Genomic DNA, 18,689 nt, shown 5'->3' with positions numbered 1-18,689 from the left:
AGCACTTGGCATCGCGGCCATGGGGTCACTGTTCATTCTGTTGACGGCCTGCGCACCGATTGGAATTGCCAGCTCAGTGAGCAGCTCCAGCGGGTCGCCGGCCACCACCGCATCACCAAAGCCCACGCCAACACCCAGCAAGATCTCGGGAACGTCCTGTTCTGCGGAGAAAAAGACCCAGGTTCTGGCAGGCGAGACGTACGTGTGCGCCGTTGATCAGGCCGGGAAACTGACGTGGTTGGATTCAGCCGCAGCACAGGAACTGAATGACCAGCGTGCCGCCTCGGCCAAGGCAGTGGCGGATAAGGCAGCTGCAGACAAGGCGGCAGCTGACCAAGCCGCAGCGGTAAAGGCAGCAGCGGACAAGGCGGCCGCAGACAAGGCGGCTGCCGACCAGGCAGCTGCAGCGAAGGCCGCGGCCGACAAAGCTGCAGCCGACCAAGCAGCCGCGAACGCGGCACCCAAGGCGGTTCCCGTCGCGCCGGCACAAAGCCAATGCGACCCGAACTATGCCGGTGCCTGTGTGCCGATTGACTCCGACGTCGACTGCGCTGGCGGCAAAGGCAACGGTCCCTCATACGTCCGAGGCCCTGTGACTGTGATCGGTTCGGACATCTACGGCCTGGACAACGACCACGATGGCATCGGCTGCGAAAAGTAAATCCTCGCGCTCCATGGACAAGATGATCTATGCACAGATAGTCTGTGCATAGATCATCTTCCAGAGGAGGCAGCCATGTGGGACTACGAACACACCGTTGAGACTGGCGCGGCACAACAGGACATCTGGCGCCTGTGGGCCGACGTCGAAAGTTGGGGCGACTGGAACGCCGAGATCGAACGGATCGAGATCGACGGCCCCTTCGCTAAGGGCGCTACCATCCTGATGACACCGCCGGGCGAGGACGCCATCGCGCTGCAGCTCGCCGAGGTGGTGCCGGGTGAGCTTTTCGTTGACGAAGCGCGATTCGACGGCTTGCTGCTGCGCACCACCCACCGCATCGAAAAGCTCGACGGCGGCCGCGTCCGGGTTACCTACCGGATGGAGATCTCCGGCGCCGGGGCAGACGATATCGGGCCCGGCATTGGACCTGGTATCACGGCAGATTGGCCCGAGACTATGGCTTCCCTCGTCGAACACGCACAGCTCTGATGCCGCTCAGCCCCGGCGAAAGTCCAGGATTCCTGTTGTGGCACGCGACTCTTCGTTGGCAACGTGAGGTCGCGGCGGCCCTGGCCCCGCACGGCATCACCCACGTGCAGTTCGTCCTGTTGGCGTGCACCTGGTGGCTCAACAAAGAGGGCGGCCATCCCAATCAGCTGGCCGTAGCCCGTCAGGCCGGCACCGATGTGAAGATGGCGTCGCAGGTTCTGCGCACATTGGAACAGAAGGGCCTCATCGAGCGCGAAGTGGACCCTGCGGACACGCGGTCCAAGCGGCTGCGAGTCACAGCGGCGGGGGCAGAGCTGGCCCCGCTTGCCATTGCCGCCGTTGAACTCGCCGATGCCCACTTCTTCGGACCTGCTTCCGGCGGTGACCTAGTCCCCCTGTTGAAGCGGTTGGCGCATCCGGAGGATTAGCCGGCGGTAATTCGCGTCATGGGTCCGCAGTTCGTCGCACTACCCCTATGCCGGGGGTAGGGCCGACGAACGACGAGGATTTTCCAGTGATTACGCACTTCTACCCTGCAGCCCTTCGAATATTCACGAGCATTGTTGCTGTCTGTTCTGCGGTGTCGGCTACCCTCCTGGGAATGGCTCCACCCCCGGAAGGCCTGAAGGTGCTTGATCCCGCGGACCTGCGGGCTACCGCGGTTGTGCTCACCATGGCATTGGGTGTGGTGGCGCCGGTAGCCGCCTTGGTAATGGACCCGTTGAGGTGTTTGCTGCTGAAAGCGGGAGTGTTTGCGGCGTCCGGATTCGGCAACGCCATGATGCTCAGTCCGTTGCTGGTTGTTCCCTTCCAGGAGACTCCCGCAGTGCTGGCGGTGATGTGTTCCCTTGCCATGACCCTCGCCAGCATTGTCACGTTCATGGAATCCGTTGAGCGCAGGAATGCCCGACGACGTGCCAACACCTAGAGCGGCCACACCCAACACCTAATTTCATGCTCTTTGCGAACTAAACCGCGCCCAGGACCACCTAGTTTCGGGGTTTCGATACCTAGGGCCGGAAATCCGGCCATATGGTTCTTTTGTGCCTCCGGAGCAGGGATCCCGGTGTCCTGCGGGTAACCCCACCTGCTCCAGACGTAGGCGGCACTACGGCACGGCTCCACCCCACTACCCCCGGTGGAGTCGTGCCCAGCCGGACCTCATTACACTTAGGTCCGGTTTCGGCGGAGCCGCAAAAGGCGGTAGATGATCCCCGCCGCGAACATCAGCACACCAAGCCCCACGGAGAGCGGCGGCAACGTCATCACCAGACCCACGCAGGCCACAGCGCCAGCCACCTGAAGGAACTTGGGATATCGGCGGTCTTCCTGCGGTTGGGTGTACGCGGCCACATTGGCCACCAGGTAGTAGAGCAGCACACCGAAGGACGAGAACCCAATGGCGCCCCGGAGGTCCGCCACTGCGATCACGAGGCACACCACAACGGCCAAGGCCGTTTCTGCCCGATGCGGGACCTTGTACTTGGGGTGCACGGCAGCCAGCCATGGTGGTAGGTCACGTTCCCGGGCCATCGCCAGGCTGGTGCGTCCGAGGCCCGCAATCAAGGCCAGCAGCGCCCCCAACGAGGCCACGGCCGCGCCGACTCGAACCACCGGAGCCGCCCACGCCATCGAGCCTGTCGCTACGGCGTCGGCCAGTGGCGTCGGTGTCCCGGCTACCCCCTGCGGACCGAGCACTCCGAGCAAGGTAATCGCAATGACGGCGTAGATGACAATGGTGATTCCCAGCGCGATGGTAATTGCCCTGGGGATGGTCCGCCGGGGGTCACGTACTTCCTCGCCCATGGTTGCGATTCTGGCGTAGCCGGCAAACGCAAAGAACAGCAGGCCGGCCGACTGGAGGACGCCGTACCAGCCGTGTGCCAGGAGCCCCTCCCCCACAATGTTCCCGAAGTCCGGGCCGGAACCACCCCAGACTGCTGCAATAGCGATCGCCAAGGCACCCAGCACGGCAACCACGAGCACCCGGGTAAGGCCCGCGGTTCGGGTCACGCCGTGATAGTTCACGGCGGTCAGAAGTACGACGGCGGCGATCGCCACCGGCCGCTCCCAGCCCTGCGGTGCGGCATAGGCGGCGAAGGTCATTGCCATCGCGGCGGCACTGGCCGTTTTGCCGATGACGAACCCCCATCCGGCAAGGAACCCGGGCCATTGGCCGAGCCGTTCACGACCGTAAATGTAGGTGCCCCCGGAAGTGGGGTACCTCGCCGCGAGCTGCGCAGAGGAGGTGGCGTTGCAGAAGGCCACGAATGCCGCCACCACCAGCCCGATCAACAAGCCTGATCCGGCTGCTGCGGCTGCGGGGGTGAAGGCCGCGAAGACGCCGGCTCCGATCATGGATCCCAAGCCGATAAGGGAAGCGTCGAAGGTACCTAGGCGTCGGGCCAACGTGGGTGGCTGGTTCACAAGAGCCCTTTCAGCATCTGCCACGGCACTTATGTATGTGCCATGGGAGGGACGCTGACAGCATATCCAGTGTCACTCGGGCGGCAGTGAATTTCTGGCCAGGATGAAGAGACGATTGCGCGAAGTTGCGCCGGTCTTTCGCAGAGCGTTGGAAATGTGGTTCTCCACGGTCCTGGCACTGATTCCAAGTTGTTCAGCAATCTCCACATTCGAGCGGTACCCGGCCAGCAAGGCTATTTCGGTTTCCCTGTCCGTGAGGAGCATTGACTTCACCGCAATGAAGGAGACCGGTTCGAAGGCTGCCGGGAATCGGGCCGCGAACAGTGATGACTCCCCCGCGAGGACTTCCGCAGTGTCGGAGTCGCCGTCCAGAACATGACGTTTGAGGCCGCCCTGGAGCAACATGCCAACCTGGTAGAGGTCGATGTCCGGTTCGTAGTGCTTCAACAAACTGCTGAGCGTCTTGTGGTCTCCCTCCACCACAGCAGTTGCGATGGCCAGGAACTGTTCATGAACGGTGATGTTGCTTTCCCTGAGGATCCTTTTCAGCAGGTCCAGCACCGGGCGAGCCGGACTCAGGCAGGTGCACAGCAGCGCCGTCATCATTCCTTCCAGTACGTAACCGCTCTTCAGCTGCCGGTTGATCAGTTGTAAGGCGCGGCGGTCAAATCCCGCCGGCCGAGTGTTGCTGCCGGCGACCAGTGCGTAAGTCCCCTTACCCACACCAGGCAACGGACCGACGTCGGGCACTTCCGTCCGCGCCTGAGTGGCGATGGATAGTTCCGGCGCCGCCGAAGACGTGGCGTGCCGCAGGCCCGCAAGGCGCAGCATGGCGTCGTAAAGTACATCCACCACAAAGCCCGGCCGGCCCATCGCGAACACGCTGCTCATCAGGTATTCGGCTTCCTCGAAGTAGCCGCGGTAGAGCAGCCCGTGGACCGCGATGTAACTGCTGCTGACCACTCCGAACTGGTCGAGGTTCTTACGGGCTTCGGCACGCCAGTCCAGTGCGAACACCAGCGATTCGTCGATCTTGCCACTGGCAAAAAGGGAGAAGCCGGTGATGAATGGCCGTAGGTGCGGGAAGGTCTCGTCGTCTTTCGTGTCCTTGATGACTTCCAGGGCCATGGTCGGATTGAGGCGGTAAAGATGCATAAGGCCCTCGATCAGCTTGCCGATCCCCGGCACCTGGCCTGTTCCCGACTCAAGTCGGGCCATGGGGACGCGGCTGTGGGATCCGCTGAAAAATAGAATGGCGGCGTCCGCACCAAATTTTAGTCCTGGATGTGTTTCACCCAAGTTCTTCAGAATCCCAACGGCCGAGTTCAATCCCCTGCCCGTGTTGATGGCGAGGAGGGCCTTGGAGATGGTGAACAGCAGCAGGTCCGAAGGGTCTGCGTCGTGGGTTGATGTTTCCGTGCAGACGCGCTGGGCGCGCTTCACATCCACAGGTGCGCCCCAATAGATGCGCAACAGTGCAGCCGCATTGGCGACAGACTTTTCGGCTTCCCACCGTTCAAAGCGGGCGCGCTCACGGACCGTGCTGTGTTCATGAAAGTGCCTGGCCGTAACGGCGTCGTCGCTGCTGCGCTCTCGGCGGAGTGAGGCGAGCACACGGGAGAGGCAGTCTGCGGTGGTGAAGGTGTCGGCAGCCGCTGGCGTTGACTCCAGCACACCAGCGATTCTGCTCCGCAGCAGGTGCCTGTCCCGTAGGGACTTCTGCCCGTTGAAGTAGTCTGCGACCACAGGCGGGCTGACCGCCGCCGTGGCGCCGTTGTGGTGATCGTCCATGACGGACAGCAGGCCCTTGCGCTCGAGCGCATCCAGCACGTCGGGGTGCACGATCTTCTGGAGGACATCGATACGGGCCGTACCCAGAATGGCCATGGTGTTCAACCCCGTAAACTCGTCCGCGGTGAGCTCCGCCAACAACCCCTCGATGGTTCCGCGGAGATGATCGCTCCAAAGCGTCTCACCGGTCATGCGCCACAACCCACCACGCCTGACCAACAGATCGCTCAGTGAGGCGGTCTCTGCGATCTTCACGATGAGGCGAGGGTTGCCGGCCGCCTTGGTCAGAATCCGCGCTGTCGTGTCAGCATCGGCTGATCCGCCCAGCACTTGGGAGAGCAGGGTGTGGACTTGCTCGTAGTGAAGAGGGTCCAGCTGGAGGACGGCTTCCCGCCCGTGGTTGAGGACAGCCAGTTGGCTCTCGGAGAAGGTGACGTTCTCGGGTGCCGTGGCAATCAACGGGCTGCTCGAACGGCCACGGACAGCTTCAAGAACAGCCAAGGATTCGTCGTCAACGAAATGGATGTCATCCAGGATCAGGACATGTTTGCCACTCATGGCCAGGTGACTTGAAAGGACATCAGCCAGATCCAACACCCCGCTGCGGCCTGGCCGCAGATCGAGTCCAAGGCTCTTGATGGCCGAGAAGGGGATGTTCCTGTGTGTACGGAGACCTTCGATGACATGGACCATCGCTCCGGATTTCTCCAGGCTCGCGATGACGTTGCGCACCACCGTGCTTTTGCCGCTGCCGGGTACCCCAACGATGCGCACACCAATGCCGTGCGCTACATAGTCCAGGACACGCTGGACCTCTACATCGAACACCCGATCCAACCTTCTGCTTCTGTGCATGACCGACATTCGGCTCACCTCGCAGGTTAGATCTTGAACAGCGGACTAGGTGCTGAAAATGGCTTGCACAGGCGAGATCTGCCAAATCTAGGTGATGATTTGGGTCGATTCAGGTGGTGAGCGGCATCAACTAGGTGGTGGCGGCGGAGTTCGCGCTGGTGTTTGGTGTTCGGGCAGATCATCGGTACCCCTTGCGTCGTGGTCTCTTGCTACCGACGCTACGGTCTGCGTTGGATGAATTACATTGGTGTAATTCGCTATGTGGATATGTATTCGAATCCACTCTCCATCGGTAGTAGACATCTTCTACCCGGGGAGCGACAAAAGGAGGATACGTCCCTGACCGGCAGGGCTCAATGCCCACGGGACGCCTCATGGAGGGAGCCGCAGGCCGCTGGTGTGATCGCGGAGTAGGGAGCGGAGTCGACCCGACCTACGAACCTAGGCGGGCTACACCGAGAAACGCGGACTAGGTGGCAAAACCGTCATGCACAGACTCATATGCGGCTTTCTAGGTGGCGAAAAGAGCAAATTTAGGTGCTGAATGTTGTCACCTAAGTGGTGCCGACAATTGGGAAACTCTTACCTCATAACCCTCAAATAAAAATGCTTGACAAACTGCCGCTCCCGGCTGAGAGTATTGACAATCACCCGCGCAGTCTGCGGCGCAACGAGCCGCCAACAGCGAGAGTGATTTCTCATGCATCTGCGAGCAAATGCAACACATTTCTGCGCACAATTCCCATTTCCATTGGGGGAAACACGATCATGAAACCACGCTCCAGCATTGCCGCCGTATTTCTATCCGCAATCATTGCCACGACGGCGGTTCCCGCTCATGCCGCCAACGATCCTGACAGCACACAGACGCTCAAAGGCATGACCACCCCTAGATCTACATCAAACAATGGCAACACGATGCAGCCAACCCTCAAGAAGGGAGAACCAACTTTCTCAACCACTGCACTGACCGACGCGGGGATAGGCACTCCTACCCCGTGGGGCGACGTCAACATTTATCACACAACCGTCGTCCAGAGTGCAAATGTTTACGGCGATGGCGCTTGGTACGCGTGGCAGGACTAGGCAAATAACCCGCAGTCTTGGGGCCGGCCGTCAACGGCCGGCCCTCCAATGATGAGGACTCATGCTACGCATATTAGATCTTTCCAAACGCTATGGGCGTAAGGACGTATTGCTCAATGTATCATTGACTCTTCCTTCGATAGGAATACATCTACTTCGCGGAGATAATGGAAACGGTAAGACCACTCTCCTAAAGTGCTTGGCTGGACTGGAGAGGTACCAGGGAAGCATTCTTTGGCATAATGGTTCATTGGCGAATAACGTTGCCGCAGCTTTCGATGACTCCACAGTACATGGGAGTCTCACAGGTGCACAGAACTTGGGAGCCTTACTGGACGCATCGCCTAGGGCGGTTCTGGAGGAGCCTTCGGTGAAGGCATTTTTCAACCATGATCTACTTGCAAAGCGATCGGCAACCTACTCCCTCGGTCAAAAGAAAAAGATTAAACTAGCGGCCGCTTTTGCATCTGGGAGACCTTGTATCTTGCTGGACGAACCGCTATCCGGCCTGGATAACACGGGCCGCACCGCCTTACTAGAGCTATTGGAGCACGCTTCAGATAGGAGCTGTGTGCTCATCTCTGATCATGAATCCTCCTTCTATCGGGACGTCGCCTCCTCTGAGTTCTCAATACGATGCGGAAAGATCCAGCGAAATGCAGGCGAACCACTAATCCAGGTCGACGACTTTGATGAGTAACCTACTCCGTTCCATACGAACCGAACTGAGGTATCAGTACTGGGGCAGAATGCTGCTGCTGCCCATAGCCGGACTATCGCTGTCTCTAGTGTTCGCATTCACTGGGAGTGTCAGCAACGTAGATGCCAGCATGACTCGTCTCCAGGCGACGGAGGCCCAGGCATCCGCTAATGGGGTTTCCCTGCCACAGGCAATGGAGCAACCCGTAAGGTTGGCGGTCCAGGACGGTCAGAAGCTGGTGGACAATCCGCTACGTTACGACTATGAACGAGCCTATTTCGCTTTCCAAGCTCTTGAAGGGACGAACGCAGTCGGTACCGGGCTTGAGATGATCACGTTCTTGGTCATCCCACTACTTTTCTTCATATACGGATGCGGAGTGGCGGCTGGTGACGCTCGTCGTCGGATCCTGAAGGATAGGGTGGTGATGCAAGGCGCCAGGCCATACGTCGTGGCGAAGGCGTTTACTGTCGTAATCGTTTCCCCGGCTGCCGTGTTGATTGCAGCCACGTTGAGTCTGGTTGCGGCGCCTGTCCTCAGGGCTGCGTTTCTGCCCTCGGCCGGTGGGAGCTTTCCTTACCCTGTAGCTGAAGCCTCAGCTGGAAGCCCTGCAGTCCAGATTGCATTCAGCGCGTCAACGGCGATCCTGTTCGGGCTACTTGGTCTATTTGTCGGGTTGGTGACCAGAAGCATGCTGATACCATGCTTGGCCGCCGGCGGGCTGCTTATGGTGGCGCCCTTCGCAGGGCCCTACGATCCGCGAAATATCCTTACGGCCGCCGGAGAGGGCATCTTCAACTATTGGGGTGGATTCAGTCCACGTCCGCCATTCCCTGTTCAGGTAGAAGTCGGATTGGCCTTCATGGCGGGGGGCTTGGTTTTGGCTGGCCTGATGTCCATAGTTATCTGGTCGCGCATGACGAAGTTTGTCTGACGATGGGTTGAGGGCGACAAAAAAGCAGGGCCGGTCAGTGACCGGCCCTGCTTTTTGCGTTATCCGAAGACTAGATAGCCTGGATGTTTACTGCCTGGGGACCCTTGGGGCCCTGCTCGACGTCGAAGGAAACCTTCTGGTTCTCTTCGAGGGAGCGGTAACCCGAGGAGTTGATCGCAGAGTAGTGAGCGAAAACGTCCTGGCTGCCATCTTCAGGAGAGATGAAGCCGAAGCCCTTTTCGGAGTTGAACCATTTCACGGTACCTGTAGCCATTTTTTTCAGTCCTTACTGAAGGTGGAGATTCTCCCGACTTTCGGGTCTCCGGTGTGGGGTGTTCTCCACCGTTACTTCAGAAGGTCACGATCCAGATGGATCATGGGGACTGCCTGAACTACCAAATGCCAAACACAACAACACCATCAAGTCTACAGAGTTCTGAGCAGATAGCTAGTGCTGGGAAATGTTTTATCCATCGGATGTGCCGGATTGGCCTGGAATCGGCTGATTTATGGTCCCTGAGGTGCCTGTGCAGCGGCGGATTCCGGAGCTTCCTGCTGAAGTTTCCCGTCGGTGCCCCGGGCCCAGTGACGTCCGTCGCTGTCCATGAACGTCACATTGCCCATGTAGTCGACATTCCCCGGAAGGGGTTCGCAGACATGACTCGCGTCGATGTACGTTGGCCAGCGATCCTGATGGCTGAAGAAGTAGCGTCCCGGAGGGAGAATCTTGGCGGTCGCCTTGATCGCCGGGATCGGGACGCCTTTCCGGGTGACGCCTTCGGGCCGCTCAAGGGTCAGCCGGAAGATCGGTGCCTCACTGGAGTTGACCAGCTCAATCCCCCACTGCTCTTTGCCCTGGTACTTCTTGCTGACGGGCCAGAAGGCAATCCGCCCGGCCTGGCGCCGCTCCGCCGTCGTTATTGCTCTTTCGTCCCGTTCTGCCTCCAAGCGGCGCATCCGCTGGGACTCCTCCACCGTCTGCCGCGAATGGCGTGCTGCCTTGGCGACGAAGAACAGCGCCGTAGCTGTAGCCAGCGCCCCAATAATCTGCGCTATATCCACCCAAAAATCCATGCCCAGCCTTTCCGAGATCCGCCTTCACGTGCCCTTCCTCTGATACAAGGCACCTCTTGTATGTGATCCGAGCCGGCCGGATATGACGGCGTTCGCGTCACGACCCGGCCTCAGCCCGCACTTCTCCTAAAGGAACACTGCGAGCGCCCAGGGGGCCAGTCACATTGAGTACCACCGAGATCCCGCATGGCGGATCGTCGTCCGATCACGCGCATCCCAAGAGTCCTTGGAGCAGTCATTTGCTGCGGAACTTCGACCTCGAGGTCATCATTGAGATCTCTGGATGCGAGCGCAGCGCCTCACGCCTGCTGCGCGGGGAGCCGTTGTCCGGAGTCGACGTCGGACCTCTCGCCATGGCGAATCATGCCGCCCGGCACATGGGCTACCTGCCGCTTTTCGAGCTGGGCGGCAAGGCGCCGTCCGTTGCTCCCGGTGTGGAGGATGCGCTCCGCAAAGTTCTCCCCAACGCACTGTTCCCAAGGGGTGGCCGGGCGTAAAGTCCACCCATGGGACGCATCCCGGATACGGTCATCATCGGCGCAGGCCAAGCCGGCCTGACGACGAGTTATTGGCTCACGCAATTCGGCGTGGAGCATCAGCTCCTGGAGCGGCGTGACACTTTGGGTGGCGCTTTTCAGGATCGTTGGGACGGCTTCTACATGAACACGCCCAACCTTTCGCTGGACCTTCCGGGGATGCCGTTCGACGACGGCGACCGTGACGCCTTCATCCCCCGCGACGCCGCCGTGAACCTTTTCAGGCGATACGCGGAGCTGATTGCGGCGCCGGTCCACACTGGCGTTGACGTGACCCGGTTGTCCGTTTCTCCGGAGGGCGGGTTCCTGATCGAGTCCTCCCTAGGGAGCCTGCGAGCCCGGAACGTCGTCCTGGCCACGGGCGCCTATCAGGTGCCCAAGGTTCCCGCCCCGGCCGTCAAGCTCCCCGCCGCCGTGACCCAGCTGCACACCCACCATTACCGCAATCCGGAGCAGCTGCCCGACGGTGCCGTGTTGATCGTAGGGACCGGCCAGTCGGGCGGTCAGATCGCCGAGGAGCTACACGACGCCGGCCGCGACGTCCACCTCGCCATCTCTGTCGTTCCCGAAGCCCCTCGCCGCTACCGCGGCCAGGACCTCATCTACTGGATGCTCGAGACCGGCAAACACGGACCTGACTACGGCGTCAACGCCCTCACCCGTGAGGCACTGCCCTCCCCCGCGTTGCGGTTTGCTCCCAATCCCCTGCTTTCCGGTACCGACGGCGGCCACAGCATCCACCTCCGCGAGCTCGGCCGCCGCGGCATGCACCTGCACGGTCACCTTGAATCAGTCGACGACGGCGTCATCACCTTCAGCGACGACCTCCCCGAACGCCTCGCAACCGTTGAGTCCGCGTTTGGACAGCGTTCACGCAAGGCGATTGATGCGTATATTGCGGCAGCGGGGATCGATGCACCGGAGCAGGCGGCTGCGGAAGCGGATGACTGGTTGCCTGCGGAGCCTTCGCGGGTGAGCCTTGCGGAGGCGGGCATCACTTCCGTGTTGTGGGCTTCCGGATACAAGCTGGACTTTGGGTTTGTGGACCTGCCACTGGTGGATGAGTGGGGCTATCCGAAGCACTCACGGGGAGTGACGGAGTTTCCCGGGCTGTATGTGGTCGGGTTGCCGTGGCTGACCCGGCACTACTCGTCGATAGTTGGCGGCGTGGGACTGGACGCGGAGTACGTGGCGGGGCGGGTTGCTGGGAGCTGACGGATGTTATTGCAGCAAGCTGACATCCTTCAGATCCCCAATTCTTGGTTAGGCTCCACGGGCTCCGCATGGAAACCACCGCCTGCAGAGATTACACGGGGCCTTAATCCTCCGTTTCCTCTCCGTTCTTCTCGCCACGCCAGCGCAAGACACGCTCAGAAAAGCCACTCGAAAACTTCCCAGTTGCTGATTTCGCCTCATCAAGAGTTTCTCTGCCCGCCCTTCGAGTGGCATCGAACCTCTCCGCACCAATTTCCAGCACGTTGTCTGTCGCAATCTTTGCGCGATCGACCGTCTCCGCAGTCATGCGCCTAGCTGCGTCCACACCTCCTGCCCCGGTTTCCAGAGCCCTATCTCTCAGCTCGGCTGCTGCATCTATCCAGCGTTTGGACTCAAACTCCGGCCGCCCCCGCTCAAGACCGAGTGACCCGTGAAAGTCAACCACCCCTGTTGCCACCCGATTGCTGGAGGAAACAACAGCCCGGGATGCTCCGGGGTGCAGCAACACCTTTGCGTTCGCCTTCTCTGCGGCCGCGTCCATGCGTGACAAGAGGCGTTCGGTGCTCTGCGAAATCAAACTCAGGCGCTTGTGTCTGGCCGCCTTTAGTCCAAGGCGGTGCCGGTCCAGTTCTCCGGGAGACGCATCCAGCACCCGGTCGAGTTCGAGCAAGGCAACGGCATCTTGGAGCTGGAAGCAACGAGCAAGCACGGCGAGCCATTCGCGGACCTTTGGTTCGATCTCACTGATGACTTCAGCCACTTCGCCCAGTTTGCTCTTCCGTTCTATCTTCTCGGCGAGAGCATCGAGTTGACGTAGCGCATATCCTTGGGTGCTTTTCAAAGTGGTTGATGTCGCCTGAACTTTCGACCAGGTCGTTTCCGAGACTTTCCCCACGTGCTCGCGAATCAGAAGCGCCTCTTCAATTTCGATGTCCACTCCGATCATGGCAGCGAACACCGCGTCCTTTTGGGCACGCAAGAGATCATCGACCTTCTCATCGATTGCGGCGAGATAATCGGTGATCTCATTCATAGCCTGCTGCATGGCGACCTGAGACATGATTCCGGCCGCACCAGACAGGACCGCTGGATTACTGATCAGGGTCCCTGGGACTTTGGCGAATTGAACGATGCCCTTGATCTGCCCACCCTTCGCCTGCACGACTCCCAGGTTGAGGCCGGTCGAAGAACTCTTCATAAGCCCGTATTTCTTTACGAGCTCCGCAGACTCCTTAGTGAGCTTGACCCACCGGCCGGAGTTGGCTGCGATCTCGGAAGTAGACTGTAAGGCGCCTGCCGCGGCGCCAATGGCCGGACCTAGCCTTTGCAGTCCAAGGTCTTTCGAGGTCAAACCTTCGGAGGTGAGGAAACGCTGGACAGCGTTTGAGTCTCCAATGACTGCCAGACCATCGCCGTCGCTTATTAGTTGAATTTCGTTTTCCATCGTGTCCCAACTTCCCGACAGCTACAGGTCGCTCTCTGGACTGAGTGTATGTGGAGTAAGGAGAGACAGGACCCAAGGCGACCCCACGTCTCCTCGGCATGGCTGCAGAGCACGGAGAACACTTCCATCCGTGGTCCAAAGGCGGAACCACTTCGCTCCGAAATTTCGTTGACGCTTATGGTCACTGCAGTCGGCGTAAGGCACACGCATCCCGAATCCTGGTCTACTCACGCGCCTCGACCGATGTCGTGCATAGTATGTCAGCGCTGTTAACGCGCTTCCCGTGGATAAACGGCGAATCCATTTAAGTATTCAACTCACGCGTCCCGCGAGCACTCGCGGCCGCTACTCCTGATCGATCTCCGCCATGTTCCCCACCCCAGGAGTCCCCTCAACCAAGGCGTAGCGTTGCATCACGGCACCCTTCGGTGAAGCAACTACGGGCTCGACGAGCCTGAGGTTCGTCGGCACCACCCCATCGGCGAACACCTTCTTCCCGTGGCCCAAGAGGATCGGATAAACCCACAGATTGAGCTGATCGAACAAGCGCTCCGCGAAAAGGGTTTGAACGAAGTCGAGGCTCCCGATGACGTGGATGTTTTGATGCTTCCCGCGGAGCTCCCGCAGCCCGGCTACCGTGTGGGCGCCGAGCAGCGTGGAGCCCTCCCACTCAAGCTCCGGCGACTGACGCGAGGCCACGTACTTCGGAATCCGGTTGAACAGCTCCGCGATTTTGCCATTCTGGTGCGGCCAGTACGAGGCGAAAATGTCATAGGTCCGCCGTCCCAATAGAAGTGCGTCCATCCCAGCCATACCGGAATCGATCTGCTCGCCGACAACCTCGTCGATGAGCGGCGCCTGCCAGCCGCCGAACGCAAAGTCGTTGGCAGTGTCCTCTTCCGGCCCGCCCGGTGCCTGCGCGACCCCATCGAGGGTGGTGAACAGGTCAATGTGGATCAGTCCCATGTCGGGTTCCTTCCCTGCTGCCTGCCGTCACCCCGGCGGCAGGATCAAGTCGAGAGTTCCACAGGAGGGACTGTCAGGCAATGGTCACCGGAAAGATACGACGACGCCGACAGCATCTTGCGCTGGCACAGGCCCACCGTCTTGGCCTTATAGACGAGAAGCCGGGCTAAGCCGAGTCCCGCATTTTCTCCGCGCCCTGGCGCCGCTCAAGAATCACCCAGGCCACCGTCGTCGGGGCCCCTATAAGCACCAGGAGCGTCATGCTCCAGAACCCGTCGATCACTTTGGTGGACTGCAGAGTCAAAACAGCTAACAGCAGGACTGTGGCTGCAATGTTCAAAATGCGGAGCTTACGTGCCGTAGTCATTTTCAGAATCGTCCCCCTACGATGTCGTCCAAGAAGCCTAACGTCATCCGCAGAAAGCAACGACTTTCTAGGCTTCCTTCAAGTCCAGCTGAGGTGCCGGTCGGCGGAACCCGCGGGTCAAGTACGCGAGCCAGACCAAACCAACTGCAGCCCATGCCAGACCGAAGCCGATGGACAACCCGCTCAAACTCGTCCACAACCAGACCGTCAGCGCGAACCCAATAGCGGGCAGCACCAGGTTGTGAACGACTCCCCTGGCTCCGCGGGCCTTCTCATCAATGAAGTAGTGCTTGATCACGGCGAGGTTTACCACGGAGAACGCAACCAGGGCGCCGAAGCTGATGAGCGATGAGATGGTCAGAAGGTCCAAAACGAAGGCCAGAAGCGAAAGGGCTGAGGTCAATAGGATCGGCAGCACAGGCGTGCCAAAACCGGCGTGCAGCTTGCCGAGGGCAGCTGGGAAGACGCCGCTGGGACCCATGGAGTGGATGATGCGCGAGACCGATGCTTGGGACGTCAGGGCCGACCCGAGGCTGCCTGCGATGTAGGCAGCAGTGAAGAAGGCGACCAACAGGTTCCCACCGGCTGCGCCAATCACTTCGATCGCGGCAGCGTCGACGTCGTTAAACGTGCTGACCGGGAGAACCAGATGGCTGATGTACGCCAGTCCCAGGAAGATCACGCCGGCCAGGACCGTGGTGATCATAATGGCTCGAGGCAGGTTTCGCTTGGGGTCCTTCGTCTCTTCGGCGAACGTGGACACGGCGCCCAACCCCAGGTAGGAGAGGCACAGAATCGCGGAGTCGGCGAAGATCGGCGAGAGGCCGTCAGCGCCGTCGGCTCCGGTGAAGGGTGCCAACAGGTCGACGGTGCCCGCGCCGGTGATGGACGAGAGTCCCAGGGCGACGAACAGCACGATGAACAGCCCCTGCAGTCCGACGACAACGAAGTTTGCCTTCGCGATCGCCGTAATGAGGACTAGATTCGAGTCAGTAGACCAGAAGTCCGGCCATGGAGGGTTGCTGCCCATACCGACCCAAACTGTCCAACAGATTTGGCCAAGGCCGGGATGTCGTGTGAGATCCGTCACGCGACATAGCCTGGCATGGAGGCGGACTTCATTTTTCCTGCAGCATTCCGGGACCCGGTCAGGGCAAGGGCGACCTTCCAAAGAGCTACGGAGTACAACAGGATTTGCCCCTTGGGCGACCGAAGGGTTACTTGTTACTGCTTCCCACAAAATGTCTGTGTCCTCTGGCAGGGTCAGACACGCAGGCCTGAGCGGCAAAGACGAGACTCTTCGAAATGAGATGATGAACGACATGACTACGACCCCCAAACTCACCGTGCTCGAAATCTGCGCCGGAGCTGGAGGTCAGTCAGTTGGCCTGGAGCAAGCTGGTTTCGGTCATTCACTGGCGGTCGAAATCGACAAGGACGCCGCCGCAACCCTCCGCCTAAATCGACCTTCATGGGACGTACACCATGGTGACGTCCGCGAAGTCAACGGCAAGGACTACAAAGGTATCGATCTTCTCGCAGGGGGCGTACCTTGCCCACCGTTTAGTATCGCTGGAAAGCAGCTGGGCGCCGACGATGAGCGTGACCTTTTCCCAGAAGCGCTTCGCCTCGTGAAAGAAGCAAATCCGTCGGCTGTCATGCTCGAGAATGTTAAGGGTCTGGCATCAGCGAGGTTTTCGACTTACCGTCAGTCAATTCTTGATGCACTCGAAGGTCTTGGCTACGAAGCCGACTGGCAGCTCTTCTACTCGAGCGAATTTGGCGTCCCACAGCTCCGACCCCGGTTCATTCTCGTGGCCGTAAAAAGGCGGTACCACAAGAAGTTTGACTGGCCCGCAGCTCACGGCACTCCGCCGACCGTTGGCGAAGTGCTGCTGCCGCTAATGAAGAGCGGGGGCTGGGCCGGTGCCACAGCCTGGGCGAAGAAAGCCAACGGCATTGCCCCGACTGTTGTCGGGGGTTCCAAGAAGCACGGCGGGGCTGACCTCGGTCCGACGCGAGCCAAGGCGGCCTGGCTTCAGCTCGGAGTAGACGGCAAGGGCATCGCCAATGAAGTTCCGGGGATCGAAACGCCCCTGGACCACATTCCCCGTCTGACCAACGAAATGGTTGCCCGCGTCCAAGGGTTCCCGTTGGACTGGCAGTTCTCTGGCAAGAAAACATCCGTCTATCGCCAGATTGGGAATGCGTTCCCACCCCCGGTCGCTGCAGCCATCGGGACTTCCATTGCCACTGCCCTAGGCGTCAAGGCCCCTGCCAACCAGCAGTTTGAACAGTCGGTGGAGCGTCACCTACGCGCTGCTAGCTAGAGGCCGACTTCTTGTCGGCTTTACGCGCCTTTTCGCGTTGGCGAATTTCCGCTGCAACGTCGCCATGCGGCCATGGCGTCCATGCTGTTAGCTCGTAGTAGCTACGCTTGCGTCCGTCCTCGTATCGATAGTGGACCCTATACTGCCAGTCAAGGACTTTTAACTCGCGCATTCGCTTCTGCCAGTCCTCTTGGAATTGGTGCATGCACGCGACCACGGCAATAATCTGGCTCGGCGCCAACTCACCAGCTGCCTCAAAGGCCTTCAGCGCTTCGCCGATGCGCTTGTGCGGCTCGAGCCAGGTCGCGGCGGCTCGTATCTTATCCGTGTGCTGGTCGATAGACGTGAAGTAGTCGCGCTTGCCGTTGTTGCATTCGTGACAAAGGGCCTGGAGGTTATCTATGTCGCTATCCCCGCCCCACTTAAGGGGAAGTTTGTGGTCTACCTCAAGCTTTACGCCGTCTTCATTTGGCGTCTTGCCGCACTGTGCACATCGCTGGCCGAGGAGGACCTGAGCTCGAAGTCGGCGCGAGATTCCGATTCTTCGAGGCTCGGTAGGATCTCGAAGTCCTTCCAGAACGTACCTCGGCTTGCCGTCGATGCGGCGACAAGGCACCTCAATCCCGTATACGTCTCGGAGGTCGCGAACTCGACGATCTGTTTGGGAATGACTGGCCCCAGCGACGGCGGCAGCGTGGGCCCGAATTTCCACCATCGTTGGGGGATCGTTCTTTCGCTCGTGGAGGAAGTCGTAGAGTACGCGGTGCGGTCCGGATGCGATTAGATCGAGAAGTTCGGGACTGCCTGGCTGCGGCAGTAGCAGAAAGTCAACGATCATTGGGCGAGGATTTTGGGTGCATGTGATGGTGTGGCTGTAGGTTCGCCTTCAATACTTCGCCAGTGCCGTCCCTCGAGATGGACGGAGTTCGCCATCGCAAAGTCGACAGGGCCGACCCGAATGCTGACCAGCTCGCCAGGCTCTGGCACGACGCAGCCGAGAGATCGGGCGATCGTTGTTTGCGCACTGTAGTCACCTCCAAGTATGAGGTAGCCTTCCGACCGAAGAACACTACGTGCACCACCGTTCTCGCGAACCCTCTTCATAAAGTCATCCTGTTGAGCGACGGTCGCAATGATGTTGCGTGAGATCCTCATGTTCGTAGCGACTCTCAACAGCTCATTGACGCGGGCCTGGCCGCTTCTAGGCGCGAAAATCCGAGACACGTGCGACGCGGGCAGCTCCAATAGAATGTTGGGCTGCATTTCCGCGTTTTTGAACAGCCACCGAATGCGAGATTTCCCAAGCGCATTTAGGCTCCCTTTCTGGTCTCGATTCATGCCGACGTTTCGGTTTTCTGGCGTCGCGCGGACAAGACCTATACTCCATGTGGATTTTTCGTCACTTGCGACGGAGCCCAGAATAATGTGGTTGATACTCTCGGGTGGGAGCATCCATTGCGCGGTCGCCGAGTACTTGCTATCTACCTCGTACCCGGCAATTTTGTAGTCGAGGACTTCGCCATCATCGAAGCCGAACTCGCGCTGCAAGTTAATTTCGATGAGCGTGCCGTAGTGTGTCTTTTCCGTCTTGAACAGCTGATCCCAGCGGTAGCGCCCTGTCCTTTGACCGTCATAAAGCTGGTCGAAGGTGGATCGAAAAACTCGGGCCATTCGGCTGCCGTCGGGGTCCGCTGCCAGGAGTGTCGTGGCAACTGCTTCGAGTTCAAGATCATCCGGGATGGACGGTTCGTCCAGCTCAAAGGGCAACATGACCCTTACCCTATTGCACCGCCGCGCCAACCCAGAATCGG

Annotated in this window: 20 protein-coding genes; 10 read left to right on the top strand and 10 right to left on the bottom strand. The window is 59.8% G+C overall.

All coding sequences use genetic code 11. From position 1 onward, the window contains the following. The first annotated feature begins 76 nt into the window (after positions 1-76). From JMY29_RS05595 to JMY29_RS05580, 4 genes are all read left to right on the top strand, one after another. Complete coding sequence (locus JMY29_RS05595; protein ID WP_307730313.1) at positions 77-661, top strand: hypothetical protein; 585 nt, start codon at positions 77-79, stop codon at positions 659-661. Between the two features lie 75 nt (positions 662-736). Continuing rightward, on the top strand, positions 737-1,153 hold the full coding sequence (locus tag JMY29_RS05590) for an SRPBCC family protein (protein WP_189075942.1): 417 nt from the start codon (positions 737-739) through the stop codon (positions 1,151-1,153). After that, positions 1,153-1,581, top strand: coding sequence for a MarR family winged helix-turn-helix transcriptional regulator (locus tag JMY29_RS05585; RefSeq protein ID WP_189075943.1), 429 nt, complete (start codon positions 1,153-1,155; stop codon positions 1,579-1,581). Before JMY29_RS05590 ends, JMY29_RS05585 begins: the two co-directional genes overlap by 1 nt. 86 nt (positions 1,582-1,667) lie before the next feature. Further along, complete coding sequence (locus JMY29_RS05580; protein ID WP_189075944.1) at positions 1,668-2,081, top strand: hypothetical protein; 414 nt, start codon at positions 1,668-1,670, stop codon at positions 2,079-2,081. Positions 2,082-2,323: 242 nt separating this feature from the next. On the opposite strand, the gene JMY29_RS05575 is transcribed toward JMY29_RS05580, so the two are convergent. Both JMY29_RS05575 and JMY29_RS05570 read right to left on the bottom strand, forming a co-directional pair. Further along, positions 2,324-3,511, bottom strand: a complete 1,188-nt coding sequence (locus JMY29_RS05575; RefSeq protein WP_233461070.1) for an APC family permease — start codon at positions 3,509-3,511, stop codon at positions 2,324-2,326. 141 nt (positions 3,512-3,652) lie between these two features. Then, on the bottom strand, positions 3,653-6,199 hold the full coding sequence (locus JMY29_RS05570; RefSeq protein WP_227453695.1) for a helix-turn-helix transcriptional regulator: 2,547 nt from the start codon (positions 6,197-6,199) through the stop codon (positions 3,653-3,655). A 633-nt stretch (positions 6,200-6,832) separates the two neighbouring features. Here JMY29_RS05570 and JMY29_RS05565 point away from each other — a divergent pair. The 3 genes from JMY29_RS05565 (at position 6,833) to JMY29_RS05555 (ending at position 8,946) form a co-directional block, all read left to right on the top strand. Beyond that, a complete protein-coding gene (locus JMY29_RS05565; RefSeq protein ID WP_229778611.1) occupies positions 6,833-7,312 on the top strand; it encodes a hypothetical protein in 480 nt (159 codons plus the stop codon). Between the two features lie 61 nt (positions 7,313-7,373). After that, entirely contained in the window at positions 7,374-8,012 is a 639-nt protein-coding gene (locus JMY29_RS05560) for an ABC transporter ATP-binding protein (protein ID WP_229778612.1), read from the top strand. Next, on the top strand, positions 8,005-8,946 hold the full coding sequence (locus tag JMY29_RS05555; RefSeq protein WP_039240512.1) for a membrane protein: 942 nt from the start codon (positions 8,005-8,007) through the stop codon (positions 8,944-8,946). The genes JMY29_RS05560 and JMY29_RS05555 overlap by 8 nt, the downstream gene beginning before the upstream one ends. A gap of 70 nt (positions 8,947-9,016) precedes the next feature. Here the strand turns inward: JMY29_RS05555 and cspE are convergent, their stop codons facing one another. Both cspE and JMY29_RS05545 read right to left on the bottom strand, forming a co-directional pair. Then, the gene (gene cspE / locus JMY29_RS05550) at positions 9,017-9,220 is read right to left on the bottom strand and encodes a transcription antiterminator/RNA stability regulator CspE (protein ID WP_011773907.1); all 204 of its coding nucleotides are present in this window, start codon (positions 9,218-9,220) and stop codon (positions 9,017-9,019) included. Between the two features lie 233 nt (positions 9,221-9,453). Then, positions 9,454-10,020 (bottom strand): hypothetical protein, encoded by a 567-nt coding sequence (locus JMY29_RS05545; RefSeq protein ID WP_039240218.1) that lies wholly within the window; start codon positions 10,018-10,020, stop codon positions 9,454-9,456. A gap of 164 nt (positions 10,021-10,184) precedes the next feature. Between JMY29_RS05545 and JMY29_RS05540 the strand changes: the two genes are divergently transcribed. Both JMY29_RS05540 and JMY29_RS05535 read left to right on the top strand, forming a co-directional pair. Beyond that, on the top strand, positions 10,185-10,517 hold the full coding sequence (locus JMY29_RS05540; RefSeq protein ID WP_189075947.1) for a hypothetical protein: 333 nt from the start codon (positions 10,185-10,187) through the stop codon (positions 10,515-10,517). Positions 10,518-10,526: 9 nt separating this feature from the next. Then, positions 10,527-11,771 carry a flavin-containing monooxygenase gene (locus tag JMY29_RS05535; RefSeq protein ID WP_189075948.1) on the top strand — a complete coding sequence of 415 codons (1,245 nt, stop codon included), beginning with the start codon at positions 10,527-10,529 and terminating at the stop codon, positions 11,769-11,771. Between the two features lie 103 nt (positions 11,772-11,874). Here the strand turns inward: JMY29_RS05535 and JMY29_RS05530 are convergent, their stop codons facing one another. The 4 genes from JMY29_RS05530 to JMY29_RS05515 form a co-directional block, all read right to left on the bottom strand. Next, positions 11,875-13,215 (bottom strand): hypothetical protein, encoded by a 1,341-nt coding sequence (locus JMY29_RS05530; protein ID WP_064721984.1) that lies wholly within the window; start codon positions 13,213-13,215, stop codon positions 11,875-11,877. A 345-nt stretch (positions 13,216-13,560) separates the two neighbouring features. Continuing rightward, positions 13,561-14,181, bottom strand: a complete 621-nt coding sequence (locus JMY29_RS05525; RefSeq protein WP_064721986.1) for a dihydrofolate reductase family protein — start codon at positions 14,179-14,181, stop codon at positions 13,561-13,563. 166 nt (positions 14,182-14,347) lie between these two features. Next, complete coding sequence (locus JMY29_RS05520) at positions 14,348-14,548, bottom strand: hypothetical protein (protein ID WP_189075949.1); 201 nt, start codon at positions 14,546-14,548, stop codon at positions 14,348-14,350. 67 nt (positions 14,549-14,615) lie between these two features. Beyond that, positions 14,616-15,578, bottom strand: coding sequence for an APC family permease (locus JMY29_RS05515; protein WP_229778613.1), 963 nt, complete (start codon positions 15,576-15,578; stop codon positions 14,616-14,618). Positions 15,579-15,858: 280 nt separating this feature from the next. Between JMY29_RS05515 and JMY29_RS05510 the strand changes: the two genes are divergently transcribed. Continuing rightward, the gene (locus tag JMY29_RS05510; protein WP_237567110.1) at positions 15,859-16,878 is read left to right on the top strand and encodes a DNA cytosine methyltransferase; all 1,020 of its coding nucleotides are present in this window, start codon (positions 15,859-15,861) and stop codon (positions 16,876-16,878) included. Here the strand turns inward: JMY29_RS05510 and JMY29_RS05505 are convergent. Together JMY29_RS05505 and JMY29_RS05500 are read right to left on the bottom strand one after the other, a co-directional pair. Beyond that, positions 16,871-17,716, bottom strand: coding sequence for an HNH endonuclease (locus JMY29_RS05505; protein WP_189075951.1), 846 nt, complete (start codon positions 17,714-17,716; stop codon positions 16,871-16,873). The genes JMY29_RS05510 and JMY29_RS05505 overlap by 8 nt on opposite strands. Then, positions 17,713-18,648 (bottom strand): NaeI family type II restriction endonuclease, encoded by a 936-nt coding sequence (locus JMY29_RS05500; protein ID WP_189075952.1) that lies wholly within the window; start codon positions 18,646-18,648, stop codon positions 17,713-17,715. The genes JMY29_RS05505 and JMY29_RS05500 overlap by 4 nt, the downstream gene beginning before the upstream one ends. Positions 18,649-18,689 lie beyond the last annotated feature (41 nt).

It is taken from the genome of Paenarthrobacter nicotinovorans (assembly GCF_021919345.1).
GTDB lineage: Bacteria > Actinomycetota > Actinomycetes > Actinomycetales > Micrococcaceae > Arthrobacter > Arthrobacter nicotinovorans.
The sequence above is the reverse complement of the archived record's forward strand: the minus strand, read 5'-3'. Positions and strand labels throughout refer to the sequence as shown.

What these genes read in the sequence shown, in the direction of transcription:
- JMY29_RS05560 (WP_229778612.1), top strand. Translation starts at nt 7,374, where the DNA reads ATGCTACGCATATTAGATCTTTCCAAACGCTATGGGCGTAAGGACGTA.
- JMY29_RS05525 (WP_064721986.1), bottom strand. Translation starts at nt 14,181, where the DNA reads ATGGGACTGATCCACATTGACCTGTTCACCACCCTCGATGGGGTCGCG.
- JMY29_RS05555 (WP_039240512.1), top strand. Translation starts at nt 8,005, where the DNA reads ATGAGTAACCTACTCCGTTCCATACGAACCGAACTGAGGTATCAGTAC.
- JMY29_RS05535 (WP_189075948.1), top strand. Translation starts at nt 10,527, where the DNA reads ATGGGACGCATCCCGGATACGGTCATCATCGGCGCAGGCCAAGCCGGC.
- JMY29_RS05530 (WP_064721984.1), bottom strand. Translation starts at nt 13,215, where the DNA reads ATGGAAAACGAAATTCAACTAATAAGCGACGGCGATGGTCTGGCAGTC.
- JMY29_RS05565 (WP_229778611.1), top strand. Translation starts at nt 6,833, where the DNA reads ATGCTTGACAAACTGCCGCTCCCGGCTGAGAGTATTGACAATCACCCG.
- JMY29_RS05520 (WP_189075949.1), bottom strand. Translation starts at nt 14,548, where the DNA reads ATGACTACGGCACGTAAGCTCCGCATTTTGAACATTGCAGCCACAGTC.
- JMY29_RS05590 (WP_189075942.1), top strand. Translation starts at nt 737, where the DNA reads ATGTGGGACTACGAACACACCGTTGAGACTGGCGCGGCACAACAGGAC.
- JMY29_RS05515 (WP_229778613.1), bottom strand. Translation starts at nt 15,578, where the DNA reads ATGGGCAGCAACCCTCCATGGCCGGACTTCTGGTCTACTGACTCGAAT.
- cspE (WP_011773907.1), bottom strand. Translation starts at nt 9,220, where the DNA reads ATGGCTACAGGTACCGTGAAATGGTTCAACTCCGAAAAGGGCTTCGGC.
- JMY29_RS05510 (WP_237567110.1), top strand. Translation starts at nt 15,859, where the DNA reads ATGATGAACGACATGACTACGACCCCCAAACTCACCGTGCTCGAAATC.
- JMY29_RS05575 (WP_233461070.1), bottom strand. Translation starts at nt 3,511, where the DNA reads ATGATCGGAGCCGGCGTCTTCGCGGCCTTCACCCCCGCAGCCGCAGCA.
- JMY29_RS05505 (WP_189075951.1), bottom strand. Translation starts at nt 17,716, where the DNA reads ATGATCGTTGACTTTCTGCTACTGCCGCAGCCAGGCAGTCCCGAACTT.
- JMY29_RS05585 (WP_189075943.1), top strand. Translation starts at nt 1,153, where the DNA reads ATGCCGCTCAGCCCCGGCGAAAGTCCAGGATTCCTGTTGTGGCACGCG.
- JMY29_RS05500 (WP_189075952.1), bottom strand. Translation starts at nt 18,648, where the DNA reads ATGTTGCCCTTTGAGCTGGACGAACCGTCCATCCCGGATGATCTTGAA.
- JMY29_RS05545 (WP_039240218.1), bottom strand. Translation starts at nt 10,020, where the DNA reads ATGGATTTTTGGGTGGATATAGCGCAGATTATTGGGGCGCTGGCTACA.